The 24134-nt window shown below is 73.4% G+C and carries 25 protein-coding genes; 18 read left to right on the top strand and 7 right to left on the bottom strand.

Annotated features, from left to right (window positions below):
- Positions 1 to 484: 484 nt before the first annotated feature.
- On the top strand, positions 485 to 2059 hold the full coding sequence (locus ACZ6Y7_RS25030; RefSeq protein WP_465760160.1) for a cellulose binding domain-containing protein: 1575 nt from the start codon (positions 485 to 487) through the stop codon (positions 2057 to 2059).
- A gap of 255 nt (positions 2060 to 2314) precedes the next feature.
- On the top strand, positions 2315 to 3739 hold the full coding sequence (locus tag ACZ6Y7_RS25035) for a glycosyltransferase 87 family protein (protein ID WP_465760161.1): 1425 nt from the start codon (positions 2315 to 2317) through the stop codon (positions 3737 to 3739).
- Between the two features lie 191 nt (positions 3740 to 3930).
- Here ACZ6Y7_RS25035 and ACZ6Y7_RS25040 read toward each other — a convergent pair whose 3' ends face one another.
- The gene (locus tag ACZ6Y7_RS25040; RefSeq protein WP_465760162.1) at positions 3931 to 4347 is read right to left on the bottom strand and encodes an SsgA family sporulation/cell division regulator; all 417 of its coding nucleotides are present in this window, start codon (positions 4345 to 4347) and stop codon (positions 3931 to 3933) included.
- Positions 4348 to 4747: 400 nt separating this feature from the next.
- Here ACZ6Y7_RS25040 and ACZ6Y7_RS25045 point away from each other — a divergent pair, with 400 nt between their 5' ends.
- A complete protein-coding gene (locus ACZ6Y7_RS25045) occupies positions 4748 to 6385 on the top strand; it encodes an RDD family protein (protein WP_465760163.1) in 1638 nt (545 codons plus the stop codon).
- Between the two features lie 111 nt (positions 6386 to 6496).
- On the top strand, positions 6497 to 7276 hold the full coding sequence (locus ACZ6Y7_RS25050) for an RDD family protein (RefSeq protein ID WP_465760164.1): 780 nt from the start codon (positions 6497 to 6499) through the stop codon (positions 7274 to 7276).
- Positions 7277 to 7311: 35 nt separating this feature from the next.
- Here ACZ6Y7_RS25050 and ACZ6Y7_RS25055 read toward each other — a convergent pair whose 3' ends face one another.
- On the bottom strand, positions 7312 to 7653 hold the full coding sequence (locus ACZ6Y7_RS25055) for a hypothetical protein (RefSeq protein WP_465760165.1): 342 nt from the start codon (positions 7651 to 7653) through the stop codon (positions 7312 to 7314).
- Positions 7654 to 7876: 223 nt separating this feature from the next.
- On the opposite strand from ACZ6Y7_RS25055, the gene ACZ6Y7_RS25060 reads away from it, so the two are divergent.
- The 5 genes from ACZ6Y7_RS25060 (at position 7877) to ACZ6Y7_RS25080 (ending at position 12688) form a co-directional block, all read left to right on the top strand.
- Positions 7877 to 8638, top strand: a complete 762-nt coding sequence (locus ACZ6Y7_RS25060; RefSeq protein ID WP_465760166.1) for an endonuclease V — start codon at positions 7877 to 7879, stop codon at positions 8636 to 8638.
- Between the two features lie 95 nt (positions 8639 to 8733).
- Positions 8734 to 9210, top strand: coding sequence for a hypothetical protein (locus tag ACZ6Y7_RS25065; protein ID WP_465760167.1), 477 nt, complete (start codon positions 8734 to 8736; stop codon positions 9208 to 9210).
- 41 nt (positions 9211 to 9251) lie between these two features.
- Entirely contained in the window at positions 9252 to 10694 is a 1443-nt protein-coding gene (locus ACZ6Y7_RS25070; protein ID WP_465760168.1) for a WXG100 family type VII secretion target, read from the top strand.
- A 200-nt stretch (positions 10695 to 10894) separates the two neighbouring features.
- Entirely contained in the window at positions 10895 to 11974 is a 1080-nt protein-coding gene (gene mycP, locus ACZ6Y7_RS25075) for a type VII secretion-associated serine protease mycosin (protein ID WP_465760169.1), read from the top strand.
- 96 nt (positions 11975 to 12070) lie between these two features.
- Positions 12071 to 12688, top strand: a complete 618-nt coding sequence (locus tag ACZ6Y7_RS25080) for a DinB family protein (protein WP_465760170.1) — start codon at positions 12071 to 12073, stop codon at positions 12686 to 12688.
- A gap of 57 nt (positions 12689 to 12745) precedes the next feature.
- Here ACZ6Y7_RS25080 and ACZ6Y7_RS25085 read toward each other — a convergent pair whose 3' ends face one another.
- The gene (locus ACZ6Y7_RS25085) at positions 12746 to 13186 is read right to left on the bottom strand and encodes an RNA polymerase sigma factor (RefSeq protein WP_465760171.1); all 441 of its coding nucleotides are present in this window, start codon (positions 13184 to 13186) and stop codon (positions 12746 to 12748) included.
- Positions 13187 to 13888: 702 nt separating this feature from the next.
- Positions 13889 to 14500, bottom strand: a complete 612-nt coding sequence (locus ACZ6Y7_RS25090) for a hypothetical protein (protein WP_465760172.1) — start codon at positions 14498 to 14500, stop codon at positions 13889 to 13891.
- A gap of 256 nt (positions 14501 to 14756) precedes the next feature.
- On the opposite strand from ACZ6Y7_RS25090, the gene ACZ6Y7_RS25095 reads away from it, so the two are divergent.
- On the top strand, positions 14757 to 15761 hold the full coding sequence (locus ACZ6Y7_RS25095) for a hypothetical protein (RefSeq protein ID WP_465760173.1): 1005 nt from the start codon (positions 14757 to 14759) through the stop codon (positions 15759 to 15761).
- Positions 15762 to 15846: 85 nt separating this feature from the next.
- Here the strand turns inward: ACZ6Y7_RS25095 and ACZ6Y7_RS25100 are convergent, their stop codons facing one another.
- Positions 15847 to 16437 carry an isochorismatase family protein gene (locus ACZ6Y7_RS25100; RefSeq protein WP_465760174.1) on the bottom strand — a complete coding sequence of 197 codons (591 nt, stop codon included), beginning with the start codon at positions 16435 to 16437 and terminating at the stop codon, positions 15847 to 15849.
- Between the two features lie 354 nt (positions 16438 to 16791).
- Entirely contained in the window at positions 16792 to 18126 is a 1335-nt protein-coding gene (locus ACZ6Y7_RS25105; protein ID WP_465760175.1) for a nicotinate phosphoribosyltransferase, read from the bottom strand.
- A gap of 140 nt (positions 18127 to 18266) precedes the next feature.
- Here ACZ6Y7_RS25105 and clpS point away from each other — a divergent pair, with 140 nt between their 5' ends.
- The 7 genes from clpS to ACZ6Y7_RS25140 all read left to right on the top strand — a co-directional run bounded on the left by clpS (position 18267) and on the right by ACZ6Y7_RS25140 (position 23235).
- The gene (gene clpS, locus ACZ6Y7_RS25110; protein WP_465760176.1) at positions 18267 to 18560 is read left to right on the top strand and encodes an ATP-dependent Clp protease adapter ClpS; all 294 of its coding nucleotides are present in this window, start codon (positions 18267 to 18269) and stop codon (positions 18558 to 18560) included.
- Between the two features lie 56 nt (positions 18561 to 18616).
- Positions 18617 to 19189: a DUF2017 domain-containing protein gene (locus tag ACZ6Y7_RS25115; protein WP_465760177.1), complete on the top strand. Its 573-nt coding sequence runs from the start codon at positions 18617 to 18619 to the stop codon at positions 19187 to 19189.
- 335 nt (positions 19190 to 19524) lie between these two features.
- Positions 19525 to 20967, top strand: coding sequence for an amino acid permease (locus ACZ6Y7_RS25120; protein WP_465760178.1), 1443 nt, complete (start codon positions 19525 to 19527; stop codon positions 20965 to 20967).
- A gap of 122 nt (positions 20968 to 21089) precedes the next feature.
- On the top strand, positions 21090 to 21521 hold the full coding sequence (locus ACZ6Y7_RS25125; protein WP_465760179.1) for a M67 family metallopeptidase: 432 nt from the start codon (positions 21090 to 21092) through the stop codon (positions 21519 to 21521).
- Positions 21522 to 21660: 139 nt separating this feature from the next.
- The gene (locus tag ACZ6Y7_RS25130; protein ID WP_317621128.1) at positions 21661 to 21780 is read left to right on the top strand and encodes a putative leader peptide; all 120 of its coding nucleotides are present in this window, start codon (positions 21661 to 21663) and stop codon (positions 21778 to 21780) included.
- Positions 21781 to 21898: 118 nt separating this feature from the next.
- Entirely contained in the window at positions 21899 to 22177 is a 279-nt protein-coding gene (locus tag ACZ6Y7_RS25135) for a MoaD/ThiS family protein (protein ID WP_224282816.1), read from the top strand.
- Positions 22178 to 22266: 89 nt separating this feature from the next.
- Complete coding sequence (locus ACZ6Y7_RS25140) at positions 22267 to 23235, top strand: PLP-dependent cysteine synthase family protein (RefSeq protein ID WP_465760180.1); 969 nt, start codon at positions 22267 to 22269, stop codon at positions 23233 to 23235.
- Positions 23236 to 23274: 39 nt separating this feature from the next.
- Here the strand turns inward: ACZ6Y7_RS25140 and ACZ6Y7_RS25145 are convergent, their stop codons facing one another.
- Entirely contained in the window at positions 23275 to 23733 is a 459-nt protein-coding gene (locus ACZ6Y7_RS25145) for a type II toxin-antitoxin system PemK/MazF family toxin (protein WP_465760181.1), read from the bottom strand.
- 185 nt (positions 23734 to 23918) lie between these two features.
- On the opposite strand from ACZ6Y7_RS25145, the gene ACZ6Y7_RS25150 reads away from it, so the two are divergent.
- Positions 23919 to 24110 (top strand): MerR family transcriptional regulator, encoded by a 192-nt coding sequence (locus tag ACZ6Y7_RS25150; protein ID WP_465760182.1) that lies wholly within the window; start codon positions 23919 to 23921, stop codon positions 24108 to 24110.
- Positions 24111 to 24134: the final 24 nt, after the last annotated feature.

Raw genomic sequence — 24134 nt, forward strand, 5'->3', positions numbered from 1 at the left:
GCGCGGCGGGGAGGCGGCGGGGTTCGTCGGGGGTGGCGGCGTGTCGGCGGTGCGGCGGCGGGGGACGGATGGTGACCGTGCGTCGACGGTGCGACGGCGGGGGACGGGTGGTGACTGCTCGTCGGTGGTGCGGCGGGGTTCGTCGGGGGTGGCGGCGTGTCGGCGGTGCGCCGGCCAAGGGACGGGTGGTGACGGCTCCTCGGTGGTGCGGCGGCGGTGGGGCGGGCGGTGACGGCGCCTCGGTGGCGGGTCGGGTGGTGACCGCGCGTCGGCGGTGCGGCGGGTTCGTGATGGTCCGAGGCTCTTCCTTAACGGCGGCCTAAGGGAGTTCTACCCCTCGCTCAGCCCGCCGTTCCGGCCCGCGGTCCGCCGCTAGCGTCGGTCGCGCCGGTCACCCGACCGAGCCGGGCCGGCCGCCCGGAGGTCCGCAGGCACCCGTGCCCGGACGGCGGCCGACCGAAGGCATCCGCGGAGGTAACGCGCCATGACCACCCAGCCCACCCGTCGCTCCGGCCGCCGCAGGCGCAGCCGCAAGGGCGCGATCGTCGGGGCCGCCGCGGTCGCCGCCGCCCTCGTCGCGGGCGGGACCGTCGTCCTCGCTTCCTCGGCCAGCGCCGCCTCGCTCGGTGCCGTCTACAGCCGGACCAGCACCTGGGACGCCGGCTACACCGGCCAGTACCTGGTCACCAACCCGGACCGCAGCCCGATCGAGGACTGGACGCTCAGCTTCGACCTGTCGGCCGGGGCGGCGATCGACTCGCTCTGGAACGCCACCTTCACCGCCCAGGGGCAGCACGTCACGGTCAAGCCGGAGTCCTGGAGCAAGCGGCTGGAGCCCGGCAAGAGCGTGGTGGTCGGCTTCGTCGCCCGGGGCGCGGGCGCGGCCCAGGCCGAGCCGGCCCACTGCCTGATCAACAACTCCTCCTGCAAGGCCGGCGACGGGACCCCGCCCACGCCTTCGGGGCGCCCGACCGCCACGGCCACCGCCTCTCCCACGGCCACCCCGACCGGCTCGCCGACGACCACCCCGACCGCCACCGCCAAGCCCAGCCCGACCGCCACGGCGAAGCCGACCACCCCGTCGCCGACCCCGACCGCCACCCCCACGGCGACCGGTGGGCCGGTGCCCCCGGCCGGCGCCGGGGCCGGCTTCGCCCCGTACGTGGACACCTCGCTCTACCCGCCGTACGACCTGGTGGCCACCGCCAAGGCGAGCGGCGTGAAGAACGTCAACCTCGCCTTCGTGGTGTCCGGCGGCGGCTGCGTGCCCAAGTGGGGCGGGGTCAGCGACCTGTCCGCCGACGCGGTGGCCGCGCAGATCGGCGCGCTGCGTGCGATCGGCGGCGACGTCCGGATCTCCTTCGGCGGCGCCAACGGCAGCGAACTCGCCCTGGTCTGCGGCTCCACCGCCGACCTCACGGCCGCGTACCAGAAGGTGGTGGACGCCTACGGTGCGACCAAGCTGGACTTCGACGTCGAAGGCGGCGCGATAGCGAACACCGCCGCCAACACCCGGCGCGCCCAGGCGATCGCCCAGCTGCAGAAGAACGCCGCCGCCAAGGGCAAGGCCCTCGACGTCTCCTACACCCTGCCCGCGCTGCCCTCCGGCCTGACCCAGGAGGGCGTCGACCTGGTCGCCGACGCCAAGGCCAACGGCGTCGCGATCGGTGCCGTCAACATCATGGCGATGGACTTCGGCGACGGCGTCGCCCCCAACCCGCAGGGCCGGATGGGCGCGTACGCGATCGCCGCGGCCACCGCCACCCAGGCCCAGGTGAAGAGCGTGCTGGGGCTGGACGACGCGGCCGCCTGGCGCAGGGTCGCGGTCACCCCGATGATCGGCGTCAACGACGTGGCAACCGAGGTCTTCACCGTGGCCGACGCCAAGCAGCTCGCCGACTTCGCCAGGACCAAGCACCTCGCGTGGCTCGCCATGTGGTCCGGCACCCGGGACAAGGCCTGCGAGGGCGGCGCCAAGGCCTCCGCGGACGCCACCTGCAGCAGCATCGTCCAGCAGCCGCTGGACTTCACCCGGGCCTTCGGGGCGTACACGGGCTGAGGCCCGCCGGGTTCCCGCGCGGCCCCGGCCGTCCGTGCTCAGTCCGCAGCCGAGCACGGGCGGCCGGGGCTCACTCCGTCGCTCCTCCCGTTCGCGGCCGGGCGGGGCGGCCAGCGGTCGTCCCCCGCTCCGGTCGCGGCCGGGTCCGGACCGCTCGGGACGCCGTGGTCACGTTCCGTAGTCGCCCGCGTCCGGCTCCGTTCGAGTGGCATCCGGTATCGTCGCTGGTTGGCCGAGCGGTGGACGGAGTGGACAGTGACAGCGGTGCAAGACGAGCGCAGCCCGGTGCGGATCGCACCCGACCCCGCGCCCGCCCCCCTGTCGGACCGGCTGCTCCGGGCACTCGGCGCCCCCGCCCGGGCCCTGCGCGAAGCGCCCCGCCGCCCGCTGCTGGCCGCCTCCGCGCTGGCGCTGCTGTCCCTGGTCACCTACGCCGTGGTGCGCCACTTCGTGCACACCTCGATGGTGGACATGATCGTCTACCGGGCCGAGGGCGCCGCCGTCGCCCACGGCACCGACCTCTACGGGCTGCGCGTCACCGAATGGAACCTGCCCGCGACCTACCCCCCGTTCGCGGCGATGCTGTTCGTCCCGACCACCTGGTTCCCGGTGCCCTTCCTCCGGGTGGCGATCACTCTCGGCAACGTCGGGCTGCTCGCCCTGCTGACCCACCTGTCCTTCACCCTGGCCGGCTGGCCGCGCCGGGAGCTGCGGCCGGTCGGCGTGATCCTGGTGACCGGCCTCGGGGTCTGGCTGGAGCCCGTCTTCACCACGCTCCGCTACGGCCAGATCAACCTCGCGCTCGCCTGCCTGATCCTCTGGGACCTCACCCGTTCGGACGAACGCCGCAGCAAGGGCGTGGCCATCGGCATCGCCGCCGGCATCAAGCTCACCCCCGGCCTGTTCGCCGTCTACCTCCTGATCACCGGCCGGATCCGCGCCGCCTTCGTGGCCGGCCTGACCTTCCTGGGCACCTTCCTGCTCGGCGCCCTCGTCCTGCCCGACGCGACCTGGGGCTTCTGGACCGAGTACCTCTACGACTCCTCCCGGGTGGGCAAGACCTGGATCGTCGACAACCAGTCGCTGCGCGGCGCCTTCGCCCGCCTGCTGCACTCCGCCGATCCCGGCACCGTCGCCACCCTCGGGGCTGGCCTGGTCGCGCTGGCCGGCCTCGCCGTCGCCGCCTGGGCCGCCCGCAGCAGCCGCTGGCTGCCCCGGGCCGAGGCCTGGGGCGTCTGCTGCGCCGCCGTCACCGCCGTGCTGATCTCCCCGATCAGCTGGACCCACCACTGGGTCTGGTGCGTACCGCTGCTCGTCCTGCTCGCCGCCGAGGCCTCCGTCGAGCACGCCCGCCCGGCCGACGTCCGCCGACTGCGCTGGCGGGCGGTCTTCTGGGCCACGCTGGTGGCCTTCCTCTCCTTCGCGATGTGGGCGGCGAAGCCGGTCGGCGCGGCCGTGCTGCACCAGTCACCGTGGCGCCAGCTGCCGACCTCGGTCTACCCGTGGGTCGGATTGTGCTTCCTGCTCGCCGCCGCGATCCGGATAAGGGCGCGCCGCCGCTCCGCCGGCGCTCCGCTGGTCCGGCTGCCCGGACAGCGCGACGGCGACGGCGACGGCGGGGCCGACGGCGGCGGCCGGGACGCCACCCGCGGTCGTCAGCAGGCCCCCGCGGCCCGCTGAGCCGACGGGGGCGCCGCTCCCGCTCCCTCGATTCCCGCTCGCTCGATTCCCGCTCCTTTGATCGCTCCGGCGGTCGACCCGCGGATCGCTCCGGCGGCCGCTCGGCCGATCGCCTCGTCGGCGGCCCTGGAGGTCGTTCCCCCGACCGCCGTGTCGGTCGGGTGCGTGCCGGTGCACGCTGCCGCGCACGCCTAGGCGAGCAGCTCGGCGAGCGAGCCGTCCAGGTCCAGCGCGGCCATCTCGCTGCCCGGCGGGACCAGCCGGTGCGCCCGCTCCAGCCAGGCCGCGACGGCCGGCAGCGGCGCCTCCAGCAGCGCGTCCCCGGCGGGCGAGCTCAGCGCCAGGCAGAGCACGCTGCGCCGGCCGGAGCGGGTCGGCCAGATCCGCACGTCGCCCTGGCCGCACGGGCGGAAGGTGCCCTCGACCAGCAGCTCGCGGGCGAACACCCAGGTCACCGGGGAGCCGGTGTCCAGGTGGAAGGTGACGTAGACGGCGTACGGGTCGTGGCTGCCGTAGGACAGCCGCGCCGGGACGGGCACGCTGTGCTCCGGCGAGAGCACCAGGTTGAGTTCCAACTCGTGCTCGACGACGCTGACGGGGCGCTCCATGATCGTCTTCCTCTCTGTCTTCGGGTCGTACCCGGTTCCGGGCCCTGCGACCTTTGAGAGGGCGGTCCGCACCGGCTCTTACACACGTTTCCGGGATTTCTTCGGGACGTTCGACGGGGTTGCGGCGGGGGTGGTGAACGGGCGGTCGCGCGGCGCGCGAGTGCCGGCCGCGCGCCTGGTTCCTTACCGTGAGCGGCCCTCCGCTGTCCGGGGATTCGCGAACTTCCCGTCGGGGGTTCCGCGAGGTACTACCCTTTGTGACTGCCCGACGACTGTCCGCCCATCGGTCGCGCCCCCACGCGCGCCGAGCGCCGGGTGGCGCGCGCGGGCGGATGTGTCGCAGTCGGTCGACCGGCTCCTTCCTTGCCCTCGTCAGGACCTGCCAGGAAAGAAGACCCCCATGACGGACCGCCCCTTCGCCGACGCCGGCGACCCGGCCGTCGCACCCGGGCCGGGGTACTACCCCGACCCCTCCATCCCCGGCTTCGTCCGGTACTGGGGCGGCTCCGCCTGGGTGCCCGGCACCAGCCGGCCCGCGCCCGCCGACGGCGAGGTGCTGGAGCCGCCCCGGTACGCGACCCGGCGGCCCGGCCCGGGCGGCCCCCCGGCGCGGGCGGTGCCGCCCCCGGCGGTTCCGGCGGCCGCGGCGCCCTCGCCCGAGCCGATGTCCGGACCGGCGCCGCTGCCCGAGCCCGTGCCGCTGTCTGTGCCCGGGCCGGAGGCGGAGCCGTCCGTCGGAGACGGCGACACCGGGCCGGTGTACTTCGACCAGACCTCGGGCGGGGCGTCGTTCGTGCTCGGGCCGAGGGTGGCGGAGGTGATCGGCGGGCCGGTGTTCCGGACGGTCGGGCCCACGGCGGGCGGCGGGGCTCCCGGGCTCTCGGAGGCGGCGCTGGGCTCGGACGTGCCGCTGGGAGCGGGCGCCCCGGCGGGCGGGGGCGCGCCGGCCGGGGCGGTGTCGATCGGGACTGCGCCCATCGGGACTCCGTCGACAGCTCCCGCGCCGACCGGGACTGCGCCGACCGGGGAGGGGCCGACCGGGGCCGTCGAGGGACCGGCGGTCGGCACGGTGGCCGCACCGGCTTCCGGAGCGGCGGAGGAGTCGCGATGGCACGCCGATCCCCGGGCGCAGCGCGGCCTGATGGAGACGGGCGGTGCGCCGCGCTGGGTCTCCTGGGGGGTGCTTCCGGGGGCGCCCGAGGCGGCGGAGGGGCGCGCGGAAGCGGGCCGTGCTTCTGTTGCCGTGGAGCCGGCCGCCGCCGCGCCGGCGATGGCGCTGGCGGTGCGGGATTCGCCGGCCCCGGCCCCGGCCGTCGAGGCCTCCGGCGCGGTGCCGGGGGTCGAGGAAGCCGCGGTGGCGGAGACGAGGGCGAAGCAGACGAGGGCGAAGCAGACGAGGGCCGAAGGCGCGGCGGTGGCGGTTTCGGAGGCGGGGCGCGGAGCGGCCGCCACCACCGTCCGCACCACGCCGATGCCCGCCGTGCGTCCGCCCCGGCAGACCGCCGTCGGTCGCCGATCCGCCGCCGCGCGCGCCACCGTTCCGGCGGGGCCGGGGCGCCGGCTCGCGGCCCGGGCGGTGGACACCGCCGTCCTGCTGGTGGTCGCCGTCGCCGCCGGGATCCCCCTCGCCGCCTCCGTCTCCGACCACATCCAGGAGAAGCTCGACCAGGCCCGGATGGCCAGCGCCCTCACCCGTCGTCAGGTCCAGGTCTGGCTGGTGGACGACGTGGTGGTGGGCAAGATCGCTGTACTGATCGGCATCCTGCTCTTCGTCAGCCTGCTCTACGAGGTGCTGCCGACCGCCCGCACCGGCCAGACCTTCGGCAAGCGACTGGCCCGGATCCGGGTGGTGGACGCGGCCGCCCCCGGCGCTCCCGCGGCCAGGGCCGGTCTGGGCCTCGGCCGGTCCCTGACCCGGTGGGCCGTCCGACAGGTGGGCACGGTGCTGCTGCTCGGTCTGGTCTGGCCGGTGTTCGACCGTCCGGCCCGGCGCGGCTGGCAGGACCGCGCCGCCCGGACCAGGGTGGTCCGGGCCTGAGGAAGGCCCCCGCGACCTCCACCTCTGCCGTCGGCGGCCCCTTCCGGTCAGCGGCGGCAAAACGGGCAAAATATCCCGAAGCTTGAGAATGTGTGATGTTCTACTCGGGGAATGAGCACCCACGACCCCTCAGGCCCCCAGCCGGAGGGGGGCGGCAAGCCCTCCTTCGACAAGCAGTCCCCGCACCAGGGCGGCGGCACGCCGGAAGGCGAGCCGTCGGGCCCGACCCCGTCCGCAGGCCCCGGCGACGGCCCGTCCGCCGGTGGCCCGTCCGGCAGTTCGCCCGAAGCCCCGGCCGACGGCCCCGGCGCGTACCAGGGCACCTACGGCGGGAGCGCCCACGGCGGCCAGACCCACGGTCAGAACCCCTACGGCCAGAACCCGTACGACCAGCCCCCGCCCGGCTACGGCACCGGCTACGGCCCCGGCGCGTACGGGACTCCCGGTGTCGGACCCGTGCCCGGCATGCCGCCGATCGGCACCTGGCCCAAGCGGATCGTCGCCCGGCTGATCGACTACCTCATCATGCAGATCATCGGCGTCGTCGTGGTGGCGCCCTTCGCCGACCTCAGCGAACGCAACGGCTCCACCGAGGCGTTCTGGCTCGGCTGCGCCCTCTACCTCGTCTACGACGCCCTGATGCTCAGCCGAGACGGCCAGACCCTCGGCAAGAAGGCGATGAAGATCCGCGTCGCCATGCTCATCGACGGGAACACCCCGACCCAGTCCGCCGCCTGGACCCGCGCGGCGGTCTTCATCCTCCCGGCCGTCCTCTGCTGCGCCGCGCTGTGGTGGATCATCGACGGGCTCTTCGGCGTCTTCGACAAGCCGTACCGGCAGTGCGTCCACGACAAGGCCGCGAAGACCGTGGTGGTCACCACGGAAGTCTGAGCGGCGGCACGGAACGCGCCGCGCCCGGCAGCGGATCAGCGCTGCCGGGCGTACGCGCGTTCGGCGGGTGCTCCGGCCCCGGCGGCGGACTCGGCGGACTCGGCGGTGGCTCCGGTGGCTCCGGTGGCGCCGGTGGCTCCGTCAGCGCCGGTGGTCGTCGGGGCGGCGAGCGGGGCGGCGGGTGAACCCGGGGCGGCGGCGGTGGAGGACGCGGACAGCGAGAGCACCGTCACCACGGTGCCGAGAGCCAGCGCGAACGCGACCAGCACTGCCACCGCCAGGACGCCATCGGCGCCCGAGACGGCCAGCAGTGCCACCGTGGAGGCGACGACGGTGAACGAGCCGAGGCAGACCTGGGCAGCGGAGGGACGCGGCATGGCGGAGATCCTTCGCACGTCGGGGGAAACGGGCGGGGGGTGTGGCCGGTTCCAGGAGTCCTACCCGGCACGGGAGTTCGGGAAGTCCAGGCTAGGCCACCCGTCCGGGGGCACAGGGGGCGCACGGGCTCACCCCGGGGTCGTCCGCCCCGGTCTGTACCGTGAACCGAAACCTGTCCGCACCACGCGCCGCACGCACGCACCACACACCGGGGGACCCACCGTGCCCATTCCCGCCGACTGGCCCGCCACCGAGGCCGAGGCACTCGCCGAACAGCAGCGGCTCCGCCCGCTCGTCCAGGCCCACGACGACGAGGTGCGCGAAGGAGAGGCCCGCGAAGGAGAGGCCGGGGACGGCGGCACCCGGGACGGAGGCGAGACCGTCGGCCGGCTGATCGCCGGCGTGGACGTCGCCTACGACGACGACCACGACCTCGTCGTCGCCGCCGCCGTCCTGCTCGACCGGGACACCCTGGACGTCGTGGAACAGGCCACCGCCACCGGCCGGATCCCCTTCCCCTACGTCCCTGGACTGCTCGCCTTCCGCGAACTCCCCGCCGTCCTCGACGCCCTGGCCGCCCTCACCCGCACCCCCGACACCGTCGTCTGCGACGGCTACGGCCTCGCCCACCCCCGACGCCTCGGCCTCGCCAGCCACCTCGGCGTCCTCACCGGACTGCGCACCCTCGGCGTCGCCAAAACCCCCTTCACCTTCGAGCACCACGCACCCGACGCCCCACGCGGCTCCTGGACCCCCCTCACCGACCCCGCCACCGGCGAAGAGGTCGGCCGCGCCGTCCGCACCCGGCCCGGCGTCAAACCCGTCTTCGTCTCCGTCGGCCACCGGATCGGCCTCGACACCGCCGTCCGCACCACCCTCGACCTCGCCCGCCGCTACCGCCTCCCCGAAACCACCCGGCACGCCGACGCCCTCTGCCGCCGCGCCCTCACCGAGGCCCTGCACGGCCGGACGACCGCGAACTGACCAAGCCCCGGGCGGGATTCGGGCCCCGTGTGTTAGACATGAGACACCGGGGCCCCGGCCCCGACCGACGGGACCGGACGCACGGGGGCGCCGACATGGGATCAGGCACGAGCACGGGCAAGGGTTCCGGTACGAGCGCGGGGACCGGATCCACCGGCGGCGCCGGACAGGGCTACCGCGTCGAGATCGAACAGCTCCGCACCTTCGCCGGCCAAGTACGGCTCCTGCTCGCCGACTTCCAGAAGCACGCCGACGGCACCGACACCCACGGCCGCAGCGGGATCGGCAAGAACGCCTTCGGCACCTTCGCCGAAGCCACCGAGATCCACGGCCGCTACAGCACCATGCGCGACGCGCTGCGCGACGTCCTCAACCAGCTCCAGGACGCCGTGGACGAAGCCCAGCAGAAGGCCGACCTCACCGCCACCAACTACGAGGAACACGACCAGCACACCGCGCAGAAGCTCAAGCTCAGCGGCGACGGCTGGTCCGTCGAGCACCCCTCCACGACCAGCCAGGCCGCCCGCGAGAAGAACCTCACCCCGTCCCACCGCGGCAACGCCACCCTCTGACCGCCGCCCGCCCCGGACCAGAACGGAGGCCGACCCCGCCCGTGGTCTACACCGACTTCGCCAAGTACAGCCACGCCCAACTCCGCGCCATGGCCCAGGCCCTCGACCCCGGCGCGGTCATGGCCGCCGGCGACCCCTGGCGCACCGCCGCCGACACCCTCAAGCAGATCCGCCTCACCCTCACCAAAGCCAGCACCGAAGCCGCGACCACCTGGGAAGGCACCACCAGCGACGCCTTCCACACCCGCATGCTCACCCTCGCCGCCAGCATCAACAACGCCGCCGCCTACGCCAACGACGCGGCCAACATCCTCCACAGCGTCTCCGAAGCCATGGCCAAGGCCAAACGCGAGATGCCCGAGGAACCCGGCACCTGGGACAAGGTCAAGGACAACGTCAGCGACGGCGTCTCCGCCCTCTTCGGCGACGGCGACGACGAACACATCCCCATCGCCGACCGCAAGAAGGCCGAAGCCGCCACCGTCATGCAGACCCTCGCCATGCACTACCGCATCGCGACCCCGGCCCTGAAGGCTCCGCCGCCCTACCACCCCAGCGGAAAGGAAGACACCCACGAGGTCACTACCCAAGGTGACCCGGGCGTCGCAGCAGCGATGACAGCTGCAGCGGTGATGTCCGGAACACCCCTCGGTGTCGGAGGAACCTCGTCAAGGACGACAGCTGCCCTGTCGCCGCAGAGATCGAAGCCCTCCCAACCGCCGATGACAGCCGGCTCCACGTCCAGGGCGGCGGTGCTCCCGACCGAATCCGGGATCAAGGGAGGTGCGGCGCAGGCCCCGCCAAAGCAGTCGAACACTGGGAGCCGCAGTTCCGATACCGGCATCTCCGGCACTCCGGTGTCTCGCCCAACAGGTAGCGTGCCAAGTCCGCCGACCTCCGGGACTCAGGCCTCAGGGTTGAACAGCGTACCGACCGTAGGCCCGGGCCCGGGTTCGGGCGGAGGCGGACAGACGATCGCCAGCCCAGGGGGACCGACCACGCAGAACCCCTCGATCATGCCTGCCCCCAGTCAGAGCACCACCGGCTTCGGGGGCAAGGGGTTCTCCACCGGCGACACGCCGTTGGAGGGTGCGCCTCCACGCGGGGGCAAGTCTGTCAGCACCGGTGGTCGTGGTGAGATCCCATCGGGTTTCGCCCCTGGGGGCCGTGCAACGTCCGGAGCCACGCTGGGCAGTGGGACGACAGGCCCCATCGGATCTAGTCGGCAACCGGCTCCGTCCGATGCCGGGACACGTGGCAAGCAGGCGTTCACGGAAGGCGGATCAGGGCTGGGGGCGCGAGGCCGGCTCAGGGGTGAGCCGGGAGGTACGGGCGCAGCCGGCACGTCGCCGTGTGTCCCACTGAGCGGGGCACCAGGGCCGAAGAAGGATCGGGAGAAGGGCGGCAAGCGACCGGACTATCTCGTCGAGGACGAGGAGACCTGGGCGTCGAACAAGCCGGCCAACCCGAACGTGGTGGAATGAGGTCGGCCCGTAGACGGGTAGGTGATCTGATCGCATCCCGCAGGTAGGTGATCTGCGGGATGCGTCCTTGAGTGAGGTGACCGGGTTTGGCGAGCCGTCGGGTGGCGCGCAGTGCGGCGGCCCTTGGTGCTGGGGTATTGGTCTGGAGCGTCGTCGCACCGGCGGCATCAGCGGATCAGATCAGAGACCAGCAGTGGGCCTTGAAGACCTTTGAGGCGGAGACGAAGGTCTGGCCGATCAGCCAGGGCGAGGGTGTCGTTGTTGCGGTGATCGACAGCGGCGTGAACTCGGAGCATCAGGACCTCACCGGTCAGGTTCTGCCCGGCGCCGACTTCTCCGGTACCCAATCGGACGGTCGTATCGACACCGACGGTCACGGCACTGCCATGGCGAGCCTTATCGCAGGGCACGGCCATGGCCCGCAGGCTGGGGTGATGGGTCTGGCACCAAAGGCGAAAATCCTTCCGGTGAAGGTGAAGACCACGGACGGGGGCCCGGAACCGCAAGTGAACGACCTTGCGGAGGCAATCCGTTTTGCTGTTGATCACGGCGCGACCGTCGTCAACATGTCCATCGGAGGACTTCTCCGGTTCGATACGCAGACGCGCAAGGCCGTGGCGTACGCGGTGTCGAAGGACGTTGTACTTGTTGCCAGCGCGGGCAATAGCGGCTCGGACCTAGGCGTCAACTATCCTGCGGCCTTCCCCGGGGTGGTGGCCGTGGGGGCTGTGGATTCCAAAGGGATCGTCTGGGACAGTTCCACACCAGGCCCTGAAACGACCCTCATTGCTCCCGGTGTGGACATCTATCACGCATCGGCCAAGACTCCGACCAGCTATGCGGCTGGGGACGGTACTTCGGATTCCACCGCCTACGTATCCGCCACTGCCGCGCTCATCCGTTCCAAGTACCCGAACCTGTCGGCCGGGCAGGTGATCAATCGGATGATCAAGTCGGCCACTCCTCCCGCCAACGGGACGGTGGTGCCCAACAACCACTACGGCTACGGGATCCTCGCGCCCGCGAAGGCCCTGGAGGCGAATCCTGCCGTGGACAGCGGGCCTCTGGAGAACCCGCTCGTGAAGCGGCCGGAGTCGCGGGGTGCTCCGCCGGCGGATGACGCGACGGATGAGCCCACCGTGGAGCCGCCGGTGCCGGAGGCCAGTGGGGGCGGGGGTGGTGACGACACCGGGCTCGTGATCGGGGCGGTGGCGGCGGGTGCGGTGGTGCTCGGGTTGTCGGCCGTCGCGGTGGTGCAGGCTCGGCGGCGGAGGGGGTAGGGGGTCGGCCGGGGCTGGTGGGGGTGGCAGCAATTCGGTGGGGGGTGGCGGTATTGCCGCTGGTGGGGCGGTCGGGGTGGCGGCCATGCTGGGCGCATGAGTGCTTCTGAGAACGCGACCGACGCGACCACTGCTGCCCGTACCGCCAGTACCACCAGGACCTCGCGCACCGCCGGTGCCGGGGAGATCGTCCCGGACACCAAGGACTGGACCTGGGTGCTCGGACGCCCCTGCGCCGACTGCGGGTTGGACACGGCGAAGGTGGTGCGCGAGGACGTCGCGGGGATGGTGCGGGCGAACGCGGGGGCCTGGGTGGCGTTGCTGGCGGGGGACGAGGAGGCGCTGCGTCGGCGGCCGGAGCCGGGCGTCTGGTCGGTCCTGGAGTACGCGTGTCACGTCCGGGACGTCTTCCGGCTGTTCGACGTGCGGCTGGGGCTCATGCTGGAACAGGAGGACCCGTTGTTCGCGAACTGGGACCAGGACGAGACGGCGGTCGCCGAGCGTTACGGGGAGCAGCTGCCGGGGGTGGTGGCCGGGGAGCTGGCGGAGGCCGCGGAGCGGCTGGCCGCGGCGTTCGAGCGGGTGGCGGGCGAGCAGTGGGGGCGGACCGGGACGCGTGGCGACGGGGCGCGGTTCACGGTCGAGTCGTTCTCCCGGTACCTGATCCACGACCCGGTGCACCATCTGTTCGACGTGACGGGCGAGCGGGTCTGAGGAGGGTCCGGGGCGGGGAGGCGCGCGAGGCGTTCGGGGGGCGCGTGCGGCGCGAGGTCACCAGCCGGAGGCCTCGCGCAGCATGGTGCGGCGCAGTCGGCCGGCGACGCTGGCGGCGTCGGTGCCGATGACGTCGGCGATCTCGGGGGCGGCGAGGCCGACGACGTAGTGCAGGATGGCCAGGTCGTCGTCGGCGGGGTGCCGGCCCGGGTCGGGCGTCTCGCGCCGGGTGTGCTCGGCCACGGTGCCGCGCAGGATCTCCCAGGCGTGCGCGGTGGGGTTGGAGCTGCCCATCAACTCGCGCCAGTGCACCGCGATTTCGGCAAAGGCCTGCTGGACGGCGCCGGCCGCGTCGCCGTGCTCGGTCAGCCACACCCGGGCGTAGCTGAGGTACCGGGGGCGGTGGAGTTCGCAGAACGCGGTGAACTCCAGGGGTACGTCCTCCGGCTCGCCGAGCCCCGGGGGTGGCTCGGCGGGCGTCGCGTGACGGTTGGTCATCTCGTCTTCTCGGCAAGGGAGATGGATTTCTGACGGTCGATCATCTGTGCTCACTCTACGGTAGGCCCTCGGTGCGCTGGGTGACCAATCCGATGGAATGCCCGGAACCCGCCGCCGTCCGTCCGGTTCCGGTGGCGACCGGGTGCGACGGGGCGGCCGAGCGGCCTGGCAGGAGTCGACGGGAGCCGGCGCGGGGCCGGCGGGGTGGTGCTGCGCAGTGGCGGGGAGGCGTAGTTGCGAGCGCGTCGCAGCTGGTCAGAGGGTGTAGGACGACTATGGCTGCAGGGCAGTTGATGTGCCACCGTAGGGCCTGGGGAGGCTGACGTCCACGCCCACGGCGCGAAGGCGCTCCCGCACAACCGCTCGCGCAACCGCGCTCACGGCCGGGGTGGCGGCGGTGTGGCCGCGAGCCCGGCTGTGGGTACGGGCGGCGGCGTGGGCGGGATCAGGACCACACGCATGGCGGTATCCGGGACGGCGGTCCTCGGTCGGCCGGGGATCCGGGATCCGGGTGGCTGGTGGGGCCCGGGGATCCGGGATCCGGGTGGCTGGTGGGGCCCGGGGATCCGGGATCCGGGTGGCTGGTGGGGCCCGGGGATCCGGTGGGCGTCCGGGCGGGTGGGCCGTGCCCCGGCGGCCTGAACGTGGCCTCGGCGGCCGGGGCGGAGGGGACGGGCCGTACGGTCGCCCGTCGGGGTCTGGTCAGGAGGTCGTCCGGGCCTCCGGCGGAGGGGCGTGGTCGGCCGCGGTGTCCCGGTCGAGCTGGGTGGGGAAGGATTCGACGGCCCGCCGCCGGGCCGCCTGCGCGGCCGCCGCAGCCGTGACCGTCGCAGCCGCGACCGCTCCGGCGGCGGCCTCCTCGTGCTCGCACCGGAGCGCCGGCCCGCCCGTATGCGGAGTCGCGGCGTGCGGGCCGCCCGCATGCGGAACCGCGGCGTGCGGCCCGCCGGTGTGGCCCGTGGCCCGGCCCGAGGCTGTCCGGCGGCGGCCGACCGCGGCCCGGGCGGCGTGTTCCTCGGCCGCCTGTCTGGCGGCGAGGTAGGCCTGCACCGCCGCCATGCCGTAGACCGGCTGGATCAGCTGGTGGCCCTTGAAGAACGGTCTGGCGGGGGCGAACCCGGCGGCGACCACGAGGTCGCGGATCTCTGCTATCTCGGCCTCACTGCGGGCGGTGAAGCGGACCTCCCAGCCCTTCTTGTACGTATGGCCCTTCTCGCCGCTGCGGCGGGCGGGGTCCGGGCGGCGGACGTATCCGGGCAGGCGGCCGAGGCGGAGCTGGGCCGCGCGGAGGCCGGCGGTCTCGTCACGTGACATGACGCAAGCCTAGGCAATCCCCGGGGCGGGATTGACGCCTGGAGGGTCCCTCGCCGTATGCCCTTGGTCACGCTGGGTCAGACGGCCAGGTCGGCGATCGGTTTCGATCAGATATGACAACCGTATGAGCGTCAATTACTCCAAATGAGTGAGGGTATGAGGACTTTAGTGCGGGCTGGTCCCGGTTTCGCGACGGTTGAGTAACAGTGCGTCAGGCTCCCGGTCGCGGGTCCGGGTCGTTGGGGATGGTGTCCGCATGAGCTACCGGATCCCCTCGCCTCCGCCGTCGCTGGAGGAGCTGGCGAAGCGTCAGCAGAACGTCGTCACCGCGAGCCAGCTGCGCGCCCGGGGCGTGCCGGCCCGGGTCATCACCGAGCACTGCCGCCGGGGCGGTCCCTGGCAGCGGATGCTCCCGCGGGTCTACCTGCTGCAGTCCGACGGTCCCACCCCGGAGCAGCGGATCTGGGCCGCGCTGCTCTACGCCGCGCAGAACGGCCGCGAGGAGGGCCGCCGTGAGGGCGCGGTGATCACCGGCGCGGCGGCGCTGGCGCTGTACGGCTTCGCGGCCGTGCCCCGGCTGCCCGCGGTGACCGGGGTGGACGTCCTGGTCCCCCGCCAGCGCCGGCTGAAGGACGTCGGCGAGGTGCGGATCCGGCGCACCGAAAGGGAGTTGGTGGCGCGCTCGGTGCACGGACTGGCCTGCGCGCCGGTGGCCCGGGCGGTCGCGGACGCGCTCGGCGAGTGGACGGCGGACCCGCAGGCTCCGGCGCCGGTGCGCGAGGTACTCCGGGAGGCCGTATCCCGCCCGGAGAACGGCTGCACCGTAAGGGAGTTGGCGGCCGAGCTGATCGAGTCCGGGCTGACCGGCGAGCCGCGGGTGCGTGCCGCGCTGGACGAACTCCTGGCCGCCGAGCGGGACTCGGTGCTGGAGCGGGTCGGCCAGCTGGTGGACGAATGGCTGCTGCCCGTCCCGCTGAACTCCCCCGAGCTGCGGATGCGCGGCGGCACGTACATCGCCGTCCCGGACCTCTACTGGCCGGAGCGCGGGGTCGCCGTGGAGGTGGACTCGGACCTGCGCTGCGTCAGCGAGGGCGAGGCCGCCTGGGTGCGCGGCGGGCAGCACCGGATGGAGTACCTGGGCATCCGCGTGGTGTACGTCTCCAGTGCCCGGCTGGCCGCCGAACCGGACGCGGTCGGCGGCGAGCTGCGCGAGGCGTACCGGTTCGGCGGCACGGACGTGGTGGAGCTGCTGGTGGTCTGATCCCCGCGGCGCCACCGGTGGGCTGCCGCGGGGGGACGGCGCCGCCGGGGTCGCGACGGCGCGGGGCGTCCGGCGCCGGGAGGCGTCAGGAACGGACCACCGGGGTGCCGACCAGCTCGACCCCGGCCGCCCGCAGCTCCTCCAGCGCGGCGGCGGTGGTCTCCGGCGCCACCCCGGCGGTGAGGTCCAGCAGGACGCGGGTGGTGAAGCCCGCCCGGGCGGCGTCCAGGGCGGTCGCCCGGACGCAGTGGTCGGTGGCGATGCCCACCACGTCGACCTCGTCGACCTGGCGCTCGCGCAGCCACTCCACCGGGCCGCGGGCGTTCTCGTCCAGTCCCTCGAAGCCGCTGTACGCCGCCGAGTGGGCGCCCTTGTCGAAGACCGCCTCGACCGCGCCGGAGATCACGGCGGGCGCGAAGTTGGGGTGGAAGCCCACCCCCTCGGTGCCGGCCACGCAGTGGACGGGCCAGCTGTGGACGTAGTCCGGATCGGCGGAGAAGTGCGCGCCCGGGTCGATGTGGTGGTCGCGGGTGGCGAGGATGTGCTGGTAGCCGGGGGAGGACTCGGCGATCAGGTCGGTGATGGCGGCGGCGACCTCGGCGCCGCCGGCGACGGCCAGGCTGCCGCCCTCGCAGAAGTCGTTCTGAACGTCGACGACGATCAGTGCCCGGTGCATGGCTCGCATCCTCGGATGTCGGGGGCCCGCCGGCGGCGGCGCCCCGGTGGGGGAGCCCTCGGGAGTACTCGGCCCGGCGGTGCGGGGCTCGGGGGGTTCTCGGGGAGCTCCGGGGGAACTCTACGGCTGACTCTAGGGAGTGCCGCGCGGGGGCGGAAGCCCCGGGGACCGCTCGGGTGGCCGGGCCGGGGGCTCCCGCCCGATCGCGGGTCCCGCCCGGTCGCGGGACCCGTTCGGGCCGGGACGCCGCGTCAGGGCGCGGTGCCGGGACGCCGCGTCAGGCCGTGGTCTCGGGGCGCGGTGTCGGGGCGCCGCGTCAGGGCTGGGCGTCGGGATGCCGCGTCAGCGCGGGCGTCAGAGCACCACGTCGGACGGCAGCAGCAGCTCGGTCGGCAGCACCGGGTCGCCCTTGGACAGCTGGGTGGCCGACAGCGGCAGCGCGGCGCGGGCGCGGACGTGGCGGTCGCGGGCGGCGGTGAGCGGCTCCCGCCCGACGGTCTCACCGGCCCGGACCAGCGGCACCTGCAGCAGGTGCGGCCGCAGCTCCGCCGGGACGGGCCCGGTGCCGACCACCTCGGCCTCGGCCACGCCCTCGGCGTCGGGCCGGCGCGCCGCCCACTTGCGGCCGCCGATGCTGGTCTTGCCGCCCGCCGCGCGCTTGGCCACCGGCACCAGCGGCCCCCCGTCGGCCCCGGCGCGGGCGACCAGCTTGTAGACCATCGCGCAGGTCGGGTGCCCGCTGCCGGTGACCAGGCTGGTGCCGACGCCGTAGCCGTCCACCGGGGCGGCGGCCAGGGCGGCGATCGCGTACTCGTCCAGGTCGGAGGTGACGATGATCCGGGTCTTCTCGGCGCCCAGCTCGTCCAGCTGGCGGCGGACCCGGTGGGCCAGCAGGGTGAGGTCGCCGGAGTCGATCCGGACGGCGCCCAGCTCGGGGCCGGCCACCTCGACCGCGGTGCGCACGGCCTCGCGCAGGTCGTAGGTGTCGACCAGCAGCGTGGTGCCCTTGCCCATCGAGGCGATCTGCGCGGTGAAGGCGTCCCGCTCGCTGTCGTGGACCAGGGTGAAGGCGTGCGCGGCGGTGCCGGTGGTCGGGATGCCGTGGGTGAAGCCGGCCTCCAGGTCGGAGGTGGCGGCGAACCCGGCCACGTACGCGGCCCGGGCGGCGGCCACGGCGGCCTGCTCGTGGGCCCGGCGGGCGCCCATCTCGATCACCGGGCGGCCGCCGGCGGCCGCCGTCATCCGGGAGGCGGCGGCCGCGATGGCCGAGTCGTGGTTGAGGATCGAGAGGATCACCGTCTCCAGGATCACGGCCTCGGCGAAGCTGCCCTCGACGGTGAGCAGCGGGGAGCCGGGGAAGTAGACCTCGCCCTCCGGATAGCCGTGGATGTCGCCGCGGAAGCGGTAGTCGGCGAGGAAGCGCAGGGTGTCCTCGTCGACCACGCCCTGGTCGGCCAGCCAGTCCAGCTGGGCGGTGGTGAAGCGGAAGTCCTCGACGGCGTCGAGCACCCGGCCGGTGCCTGCCATGACGCCGTAGCGGCGGCCGCTCGGCAGGCGGCGGGTGAACACCTCGAAGACGGAGCGGCGGTGCGCGGCCCCGCTGCGCAGGGCGGCCTGCAGCATGGTGAGCTCGTAGCGGTCGGTGAGCAGCGCGGTCGAGCCGGCCGCGCGCACTGAAGTGGCGTCCATGAGGATGATGCTACTACCACTTAGCGTCAGAGTGACGATTTCTCGTTCGGCGGGCCGGGCCGGAATCGCCCGGGGGTCCCCCGGATGGCAGCATGGGGCGTGAGGAGCAACGGACGAGCGTGCAGCGAGGAGGACCCGGCGTGAGTGTCGCGCCCGCGGAGATCGAGCGCCCCGAGGTCGAGGGGCTGCCGGCGGCAGAGCCGGACACCCCCTGGGTGACCATCGTGCACAACGACCCGGTCAACCTGATGAGCTACGTCCAGTACGTCTTCCAGGCCTACTTCGGCTACCCGAAGGACAAGGCCAGGCAGCTGATGATGGACGTCCACACCAAGGGGCGGGCGGTGGTCTCCAGCGGTTCCCGCGAGGAGATGGAGCGCGACGTCCAGGCGATGCACGGCTACGGCCTCTGGGCGACGCTGCAGCACGACTGACGCCGGAACCGCCGGCCGTACGACCGAAGACGACGAAGACGGGCTGACCGATACAGATGGCTGGGTTGTTCGAGAGCACCGGCGGTGGCGGCGCGGCGATCGCGCTGGACGAGTGGGAGGTCTCCATCCTCCGCTCGCTGGAGGTGCAGTTGCTGGAGCTGATCGGCCCCGGCCCGGGCGGGGAGGGCGGCGACCCGCTGGCCGCGCTGTTCGCCGAGGGGCCCACCGAGGCGCCCGCCGACCCGGTGCTGGCCCGGTTCTTCCCGGACGCCTACGGCGACCCGGGGAAGGCGGAGGACGAGGAGTCCAGGGCCGCGTCCGGGGAGTTCCGCCGCTTCACCGAGCCGGACCTGCGGGCCCGCAAGCGGGAGGACGCGCTGTTCGTGGTCCGGGCGCTGGACGGCCTCGGCGGCGACGGGGTGCTCAAGCTGGGCACCCCCGAGTGCCTGCGCTGGCTGGGCGCGCTGAACGACCTGCGGCTGGCGCTCGGCGTCCGGCTGGAGGTCACCGAGGAGGACGAGGAGGGCCTCTACGCGCTGCCGGACGGCGACGAGCGCAAGCCGCTGGTGATGGCGTACCTGTGGCTGGGGGCGATGCAGGAGTCGCTGCTGGAGGCGATGGGCGACTGAGCCGCGGCCGTGCGGGGGAGCGCGCGGCCCGTGCCGACGCGCGGCGGGGGCGGGGCGGCGGGTGCCGGGTGAACGGGCCGTGGATTCCGGCGGACCCCGGGGTGAACGCGGAGCGGCGGAGTCCGCTCCCGTTCGCGTTTCCGGGGCGATCGTGCCCGGTTTCGGGCAGGAGCCGGCGCTTTCGTCCAGCATGTGGACGATCAGGCCAAGGTTTTCCGGTCAAAATGGGGCAAATGCGAGCAGGTCATGCTCAGATAACGCTCAGATGACACCGCTATTCGGATGGTGCGTGGTACGACTTCTCCACCCCCGAGACCGACCAGGACGGTGCACCCATGGCCGAGAAGCCGTACGACCCCGTGGTCGACACCACACCGGACGAGGAGGGCTACGAGCGCGGGCTTGGCAGCCGCCAGATCCAGATGATCGCGATCGGCGGAGCCATCGGCACCGGCCTCTTCCTCGGCGCCGGCACCGCCATCTCCAAGTCCGGCCCGAGCCTGATCCTCTCCTACGCCGTCGCCGGCGTGGTGATCTTCGCGATCATGCGCGCCCTCGGCGAACTCCTCACCTACCGCCCGGTCTCCGGCAGCTTCGCCGAGTACGCGCGGGAGTTCCTCGGCCCCTTCGCCGGCTACGTGACCGGCTGGACGTACTGGCTGTTCTGGGTCGTCACCGGCATGGCGGAGACCACCGCCGCCGCCGTGTACGTGAAGTTCTGGGCGCCCGGCATCCCGCAGTGGCTCAGCGCGCTGACCTTCCTGGTCGTCCTCTACGCGGCCAACCTGATCTCGGTGAAGCTGTTCGGCGAGATCGAGTTCTGGTTCTCCATGGTCAAGGTCACCGCCATCATCGGCATGATCCTGATCGGCGTCGGCGTGCTCACCCTCGGCTTCAGCAAGGCCGGCGACACCGCCTCGATCACCCACCTGTGGGAGGGCGGCGGCTTCTTCCCCAAGGGCATAGGCGCCACCGTGATGACCCTTCAGATCGTCATGTTCGCCTATCTCGGCGTCGAACTCGTCGGCGTCACCGCGGGCGAGAGCGAGAACCCCGAGAAGACCCTGCCGCGCGCCATCAACACCCTGCCCTGGCGGATCGCGCTGTTCTACATCGGCGCCCTGGTCGTCATCCTCTCGCTCGTGCCGTGGACCGAGTTCCAGCCCGGCGTCAGCCCGTTCGTCGCCGCCTTCGGCAAGATCGGCATCCCGGCCGCGGCCGGCATCATCAACTTCGTGGTGCTCACCGCCGCGCTCTCCTCCTGCAACTCCGGGATGTACTCCACCGGCCGCATGCTGCGCGACCTCGCCCTGCGCGGCCAGGCCCCCGGGCAGCTCACCAAGCTCAACTCCCGGCGCACCCCGGCCTTCGCGATCACCGTGTCCAGCCTGCTGATGGGCGTCGGCGTGGTGCTCAACTACCTCGTCCCGGCGCGGGCGTTCGAGTACATCACCTCGGTCGCCACGGTCTGCGGCCTGTGGACCTGGGCGATGATCCTGATCTCCCAGATCCGCTACCGGAAGGCCTGGAAGCGCGGCGACCTGCCGGCCCCCTCCTTCAAGGCCCCCGGCGGCGCCTGGGTCAGCTGGGCCGCGCTCGCCTTCCTCGCCCTGGTCGTGGTGCTGATCGGCCTGGACGAGGACAGCCGGATCTCGCTGTACGTCTTCCCGGCCTGGGCCGTGCTGCTGGTGGTCGGCTACCGCCTCCTCAAGAGCCGCAACCCGCAGGCCGTCGACGGCCCCGTCGAGGACCGCCAGTACGCGCCCGAGGGCGGCTGACCCCGGCCCGCACGGACCCCGGGCCCGCCCGCGGACACCCGCCGACCGCGCCTCGGGACACCCGCCGACCGCGCCTCGGACGCCCCGGCAGACACCTGCCGGGGCGTGGCTATCCTGACCGCATGCTGACCATCACCCGAGAAATCCGCGACCGGATCGTGGCCCACGCCCGCGCCGACCACCCGGACGAGGCCTGCGGCGTGGTCGCCGGACCGGCCGGCAGCGGACGGCCCGAGCGGTTCATCCCCATGCTGAACGCCGCCCGCTCGCCCACCTTCTACGAGTTCGACTCGGGCGACCTGCTCAAGCTCTACCGCGAGATGGACGACCTCGACGAGGAGCCGGTGATCGTCTACCACTCGCACACCGCGACCGAGGCCTACCCCTCGCGCACCGACGTGAGCTACGCCTCCGAGCCGTTCGCCCACTACGTCCTGGTCTCGACCGCCGACGGCAACGGCGAGGACGACCCCTACCAGTTCCGCTCGTTCCGCATCGTGGACGGCGAGATCACAGAGGAAGACGTCCAGGTCGTCGAGGCCTACCAGCCCTGACCGGTGCCCGCCCGGACACGGCCCGCCGACCTCCGGGAACGGGTCGGCGGGCCGCCGTCGTCTCAGTCCTGGGAACGAGAACATCCGGATCCCGAGACGGGCATGTCGGAGCGGGCTCGGGAATCTATACGATGAGCCCATGCGTTCCGTCGATGTGAGCAACCAGGCCCCGGGCACCCGCCTCGTGGCGCGCCTGCACATCGACCTGTGCCGGCACGCCGGTGCGATCTGTCCCGGCACGCCCGCGCGCTCGCGCTGAGAGCCGCCCCACCCCACCCGGGCCCGCCACCCTCCGGCGGCGTCGAGCCCCGGGCACCCTCCGCCCTGCCGCGCCCCTCGCGGCCCACCCACTCCACGACTCGCACAGGAGCGCACCCATGGCCATCGAGGTCCGCATCCCGACCATCCTCCGCACCTACACCGACGGCGCCAAGGCCGTCGAGGGCAACGGCAGCAACCTCGGGGAACTCTTCACCGACCTCGACGCCCGCCACCCCGGCATCGCCGCCCGCCTGGTCGAGGGCGGCGAGCTGCGCCGCTTCGTCAACGTCTACCTGAACGACGAGGACGTCCGGTTCCTGGAGGGCATCTCCACCGCCGTCGCCGACGGCGACAGCGTCACCATCCTGCCCGCCGTGGCCGGCGGCGCCCGCTGACCGCCCGGTTCCCCCGTCACCGGCGGGGGAACCACCCCTCGTGACCCTCACCGAGGTGTGACCCTCACCGCCGTGGCCGGAGGCCTCCCTTGCGTTACGACAGTCCGCTCGAAGCCGTCGGCAACACCCCGCTGGTCCGCCTGCCGCGGCTGTCCGCCGCCGTCCCCGGAAACGCCGACGGCCTGGTCAGCCTCTGGGCCAAGCTGGAGGACCGCAATCCGACCGGCTCGATCAAGGACCGTCCGGCGCTGCACATGATCGAGCGCGCCGAGGCCGAGGGCCGGCTCACCCCGGGCTGCACGATCCTGGAGCCCACCAGCGGCAACACCGGCATCTCGCTCGCCATGGCCGCCAAGCTCAAGGGCTACCGGATGGTCTGCGTGATGCCCGAGAACACCAGCGAGGAGCGGCGCGAGCTGCTCCGCATGTGGGGCGCCGAGATCATCCCCTCCGCGGCGGCCGGCGGCTCCAACACCGCCGTCCGGATCGCCAAGGAGATCGCCGCGGAGCACCCCGACTGGGTGATGCTCTACCAGTACGGCAACCCCGACAACGCGGGCGCCCACTACACCGGCACCGGCCCCGAGATCCTCGCCGACCTGCCGACCGTCACCCACTTCGTGGCCGGCCTCGGCACCACCGGCACCCTCATGGGCGTCGGCCGCTACCTGCGCGAGAAGGTCCCCGGCGTGAAGATCGTCGCCGCCGAACCGCGCTACGACGACCTGGTCTACGGGCTGCGCAACCTGGACGAGGGCTTCGTCCCCGAGCTCTACGACGCCGAGGTGCTCACCACCCGCTTCTCGGTCGGCTCCGCCGACGCCGTCCGCCGCACCCGCGAACTCCTGCAGCAGGAGGGCGTCTTCGCGGGCGTCTCCACCGGCGCCATCCTGCACGCGGCGATCGGCGTCGGCCGCAAGGCCGCGGCCGCCGGGGAGCGCGCGGACATCGTCTTCGTGGTCGCCGACGGCGGCTGGAAGTACCTGTCCACCGGCATCTACACCGCCGAGACCACCGAGGCGGCGGTCGAGGCGCTGCAGGGCCAGCTCTGGGCCTGAGGTCCGGCACTCGGACCGGGCCCGGTCCGGCACCCGCTGCTAGTTCAGCACCTGCTGCGCCCGGGCCCAGACCTGCCGGTCCACCGTGCCGGCCCGGCGGCGGAAGGCCGACAGCGGCACCTCGCGCAGCTCGTCGGTCTCCAGCCAGCTGGCCCGGCCCTGCCGGTCGCCCACCGAGCCGGGCGGCAGCGGCAGCACGCCGGGGCGTTCGGCGTGGTGCTTGCTGGTGATCTTCGCGACGGTCGCGGTCCGGCCGCGCACCCGCAGCACCAGGCACGGGCGGTCCTTGGACCCGGGGCCGTCCTCGAACGGCACCTGTGCCCACCAGATCTCCTGCGGCTCCGGCCCCGCCTTGGTGCCCGGGCGCGGCCGCGGGCCGGTCGGCCCCGCCGGTCGCGGCGCCGGACGGGTGCGCCGCACCAGCACCGCCGTGACGGCCGCCACCACTGCGATGCCGGCCAGTGCCAGGACGACCCAGGTACCAGTCATGCCGTTCATGCGGCGAACCGTACCGGGCCCGGGGCGAACGCCACCAGCGTGACGGCTGTGACAGTTGAGTATTTGTCCGCGCGTTGCTCCCGGTTCGTCACGGAACCGCCACCGTGCCCGTGCTGCCACGGACACCCCGCCCGCGTCCGGACAGGCTGCGTCACGAACGTCCGCCCCCGTTCCGGAGGTGCCCCGTGGTTCGTAGCGCCGAGCTGTGGTCCTACGCCGAGATCGCCCGCCACATCAACGTCCAGCCCGAGACCGTCCGCAACTACCGGCGGCACGGCCTGCTGCCCGACCCGGACCTGACCGACGACACCGGCCACCCGCGCTGGTACCCCGACACCATCCGCGCCTGGGCCCGCAACCGCCCCCGGCACCGCTGATCCCCGCCCGCGCCCGCGCCCCCG

The sequence above is a fragment of the Kitasatospora sp. NPDC053308 genome (assembly GCF_055585785.1).

Coding starts and splice junctions, on each gene's coding strand:
- ACZ6Y7_RS25135 (WP_224282816.1), top strand. CDS start 21,899: ATGGCCATCGAGGTCCGCATCCCGACCATCCTCCGCACCTACACCGAC.
- ACZ6Y7_RS25130 (WP_317621128.1), top strand. CDS start 21,661: ATGCGTTCCGTCGATGTGAGCAACCAGGCCCCGGGCACCCGCCTCGTG.
- ACZ6Y7_RS25095 (WP_465760173.1), top strand. CDS start 14,757: ATGAGCTACCGGATCCCCTCGCCTCCGCCGTCGCTGGAGGAGCTGGCG.
- ACZ6Y7_RS25050 (WP_465760164.1), top strand. CDS start 6,497: ATGAGCACCCACGACCCCTCAGGCCCCCAGCCGGAGGGGGGCGGCAAG.
- ACZ6Y7_RS25080 (WP_465760170.1), top strand. CDS start 12,071: ATGAGTGCTTCTGAGAACGCGACCGACGCGACCACTGCTGCCCGTACC.
- ACZ6Y7_RS25100 (WP_465760174.1), bottom strand. CDS start 16,437: ATGCACCGGGCACTGATCGTCGTCGACGTTCAGAACGACTTCTGCGAG.
- ACZ6Y7_RS25090 (WP_465760172.1), bottom strand. CDS start 14,500: ATGTCACGTGACGAGACCGCCGGCCTCCGCGCGGCCCAGCTCCGCCTC.
- ACZ6Y7_RS25045 (WP_465760163.1), top strand. CDS start 4,748: ATGACGGACCGCCCCTTCGCCGACGCCGGCGACCCGGCCGTCGCACCC.
- ACZ6Y7_RS25115 (WP_465760177.1), top strand. CDS start 18,617: ATGGCTGGGTTGTTCGAGAGCACCGGCGGTGGCGGCGCGGCGATCGCG.
- ACZ6Y7_RS25065 (WP_465760167.1), top strand. CDS start 8,734: ATGGGATCAGGCACGAGCACGGGCAAGGGTTCCGGTACGAGCGCGGGG.
- ACZ6Y7_RS25105 (WP_465760175.1), bottom strand. CDS start 18,126: ATGGACGCCACTTCAGTGCGCGCGGCCGGCTCGACCGCGCTGCTCACC.
- ACZ6Y7_RS25125 (WP_465760179.1), top strand. CDS start 21,090: ATGCTGACCATCACCCGAGAAATCCGCGACCGGATCGTGGCCCACGCC.
- ACZ6Y7_RS25120 (WP_465760178.1), top strand. CDS start 19,525: ATGGCCGAGAAGCCGTACGACCCCGTGGTCGACACCACACCGGACGAG.
- ACZ6Y7_RS25030 (WP_465760160.1), top strand. CDS start 485: ATGACCACCCAGCCCACCCGTCGCTCCGGCCGCCGCAGGCGCAGCCGC.
- ACZ6Y7_RS25040 (WP_465760162.1), bottom strand. CDS start 4,347: ATGGAGCGCCCCGTCAGCGTCGTCGAGCACGAGTTGGAACTCAACCTG.
- ACZ6Y7_RS25145 (WP_465760181.1), bottom strand. CDS start 23,733: ATGAACGGCATGACTGGTACCTGGGTCGTCCTGGCACTGGCCGGCATC.
- ACZ6Y7_RS25085 (WP_465760171.1), bottom strand. CDS start 13,186: ATGACCAACCGTCACGCGACGCCCGCCGAGCCACCCCCGGGGCTCGGC.
- ACZ6Y7_RS25055 (WP_465760165.1), bottom strand. CDS start 7,653: ATGCCGCGTCCCTCCGCTGCCCAGGTCTGCCTCGGCTCGTTCACCGTC.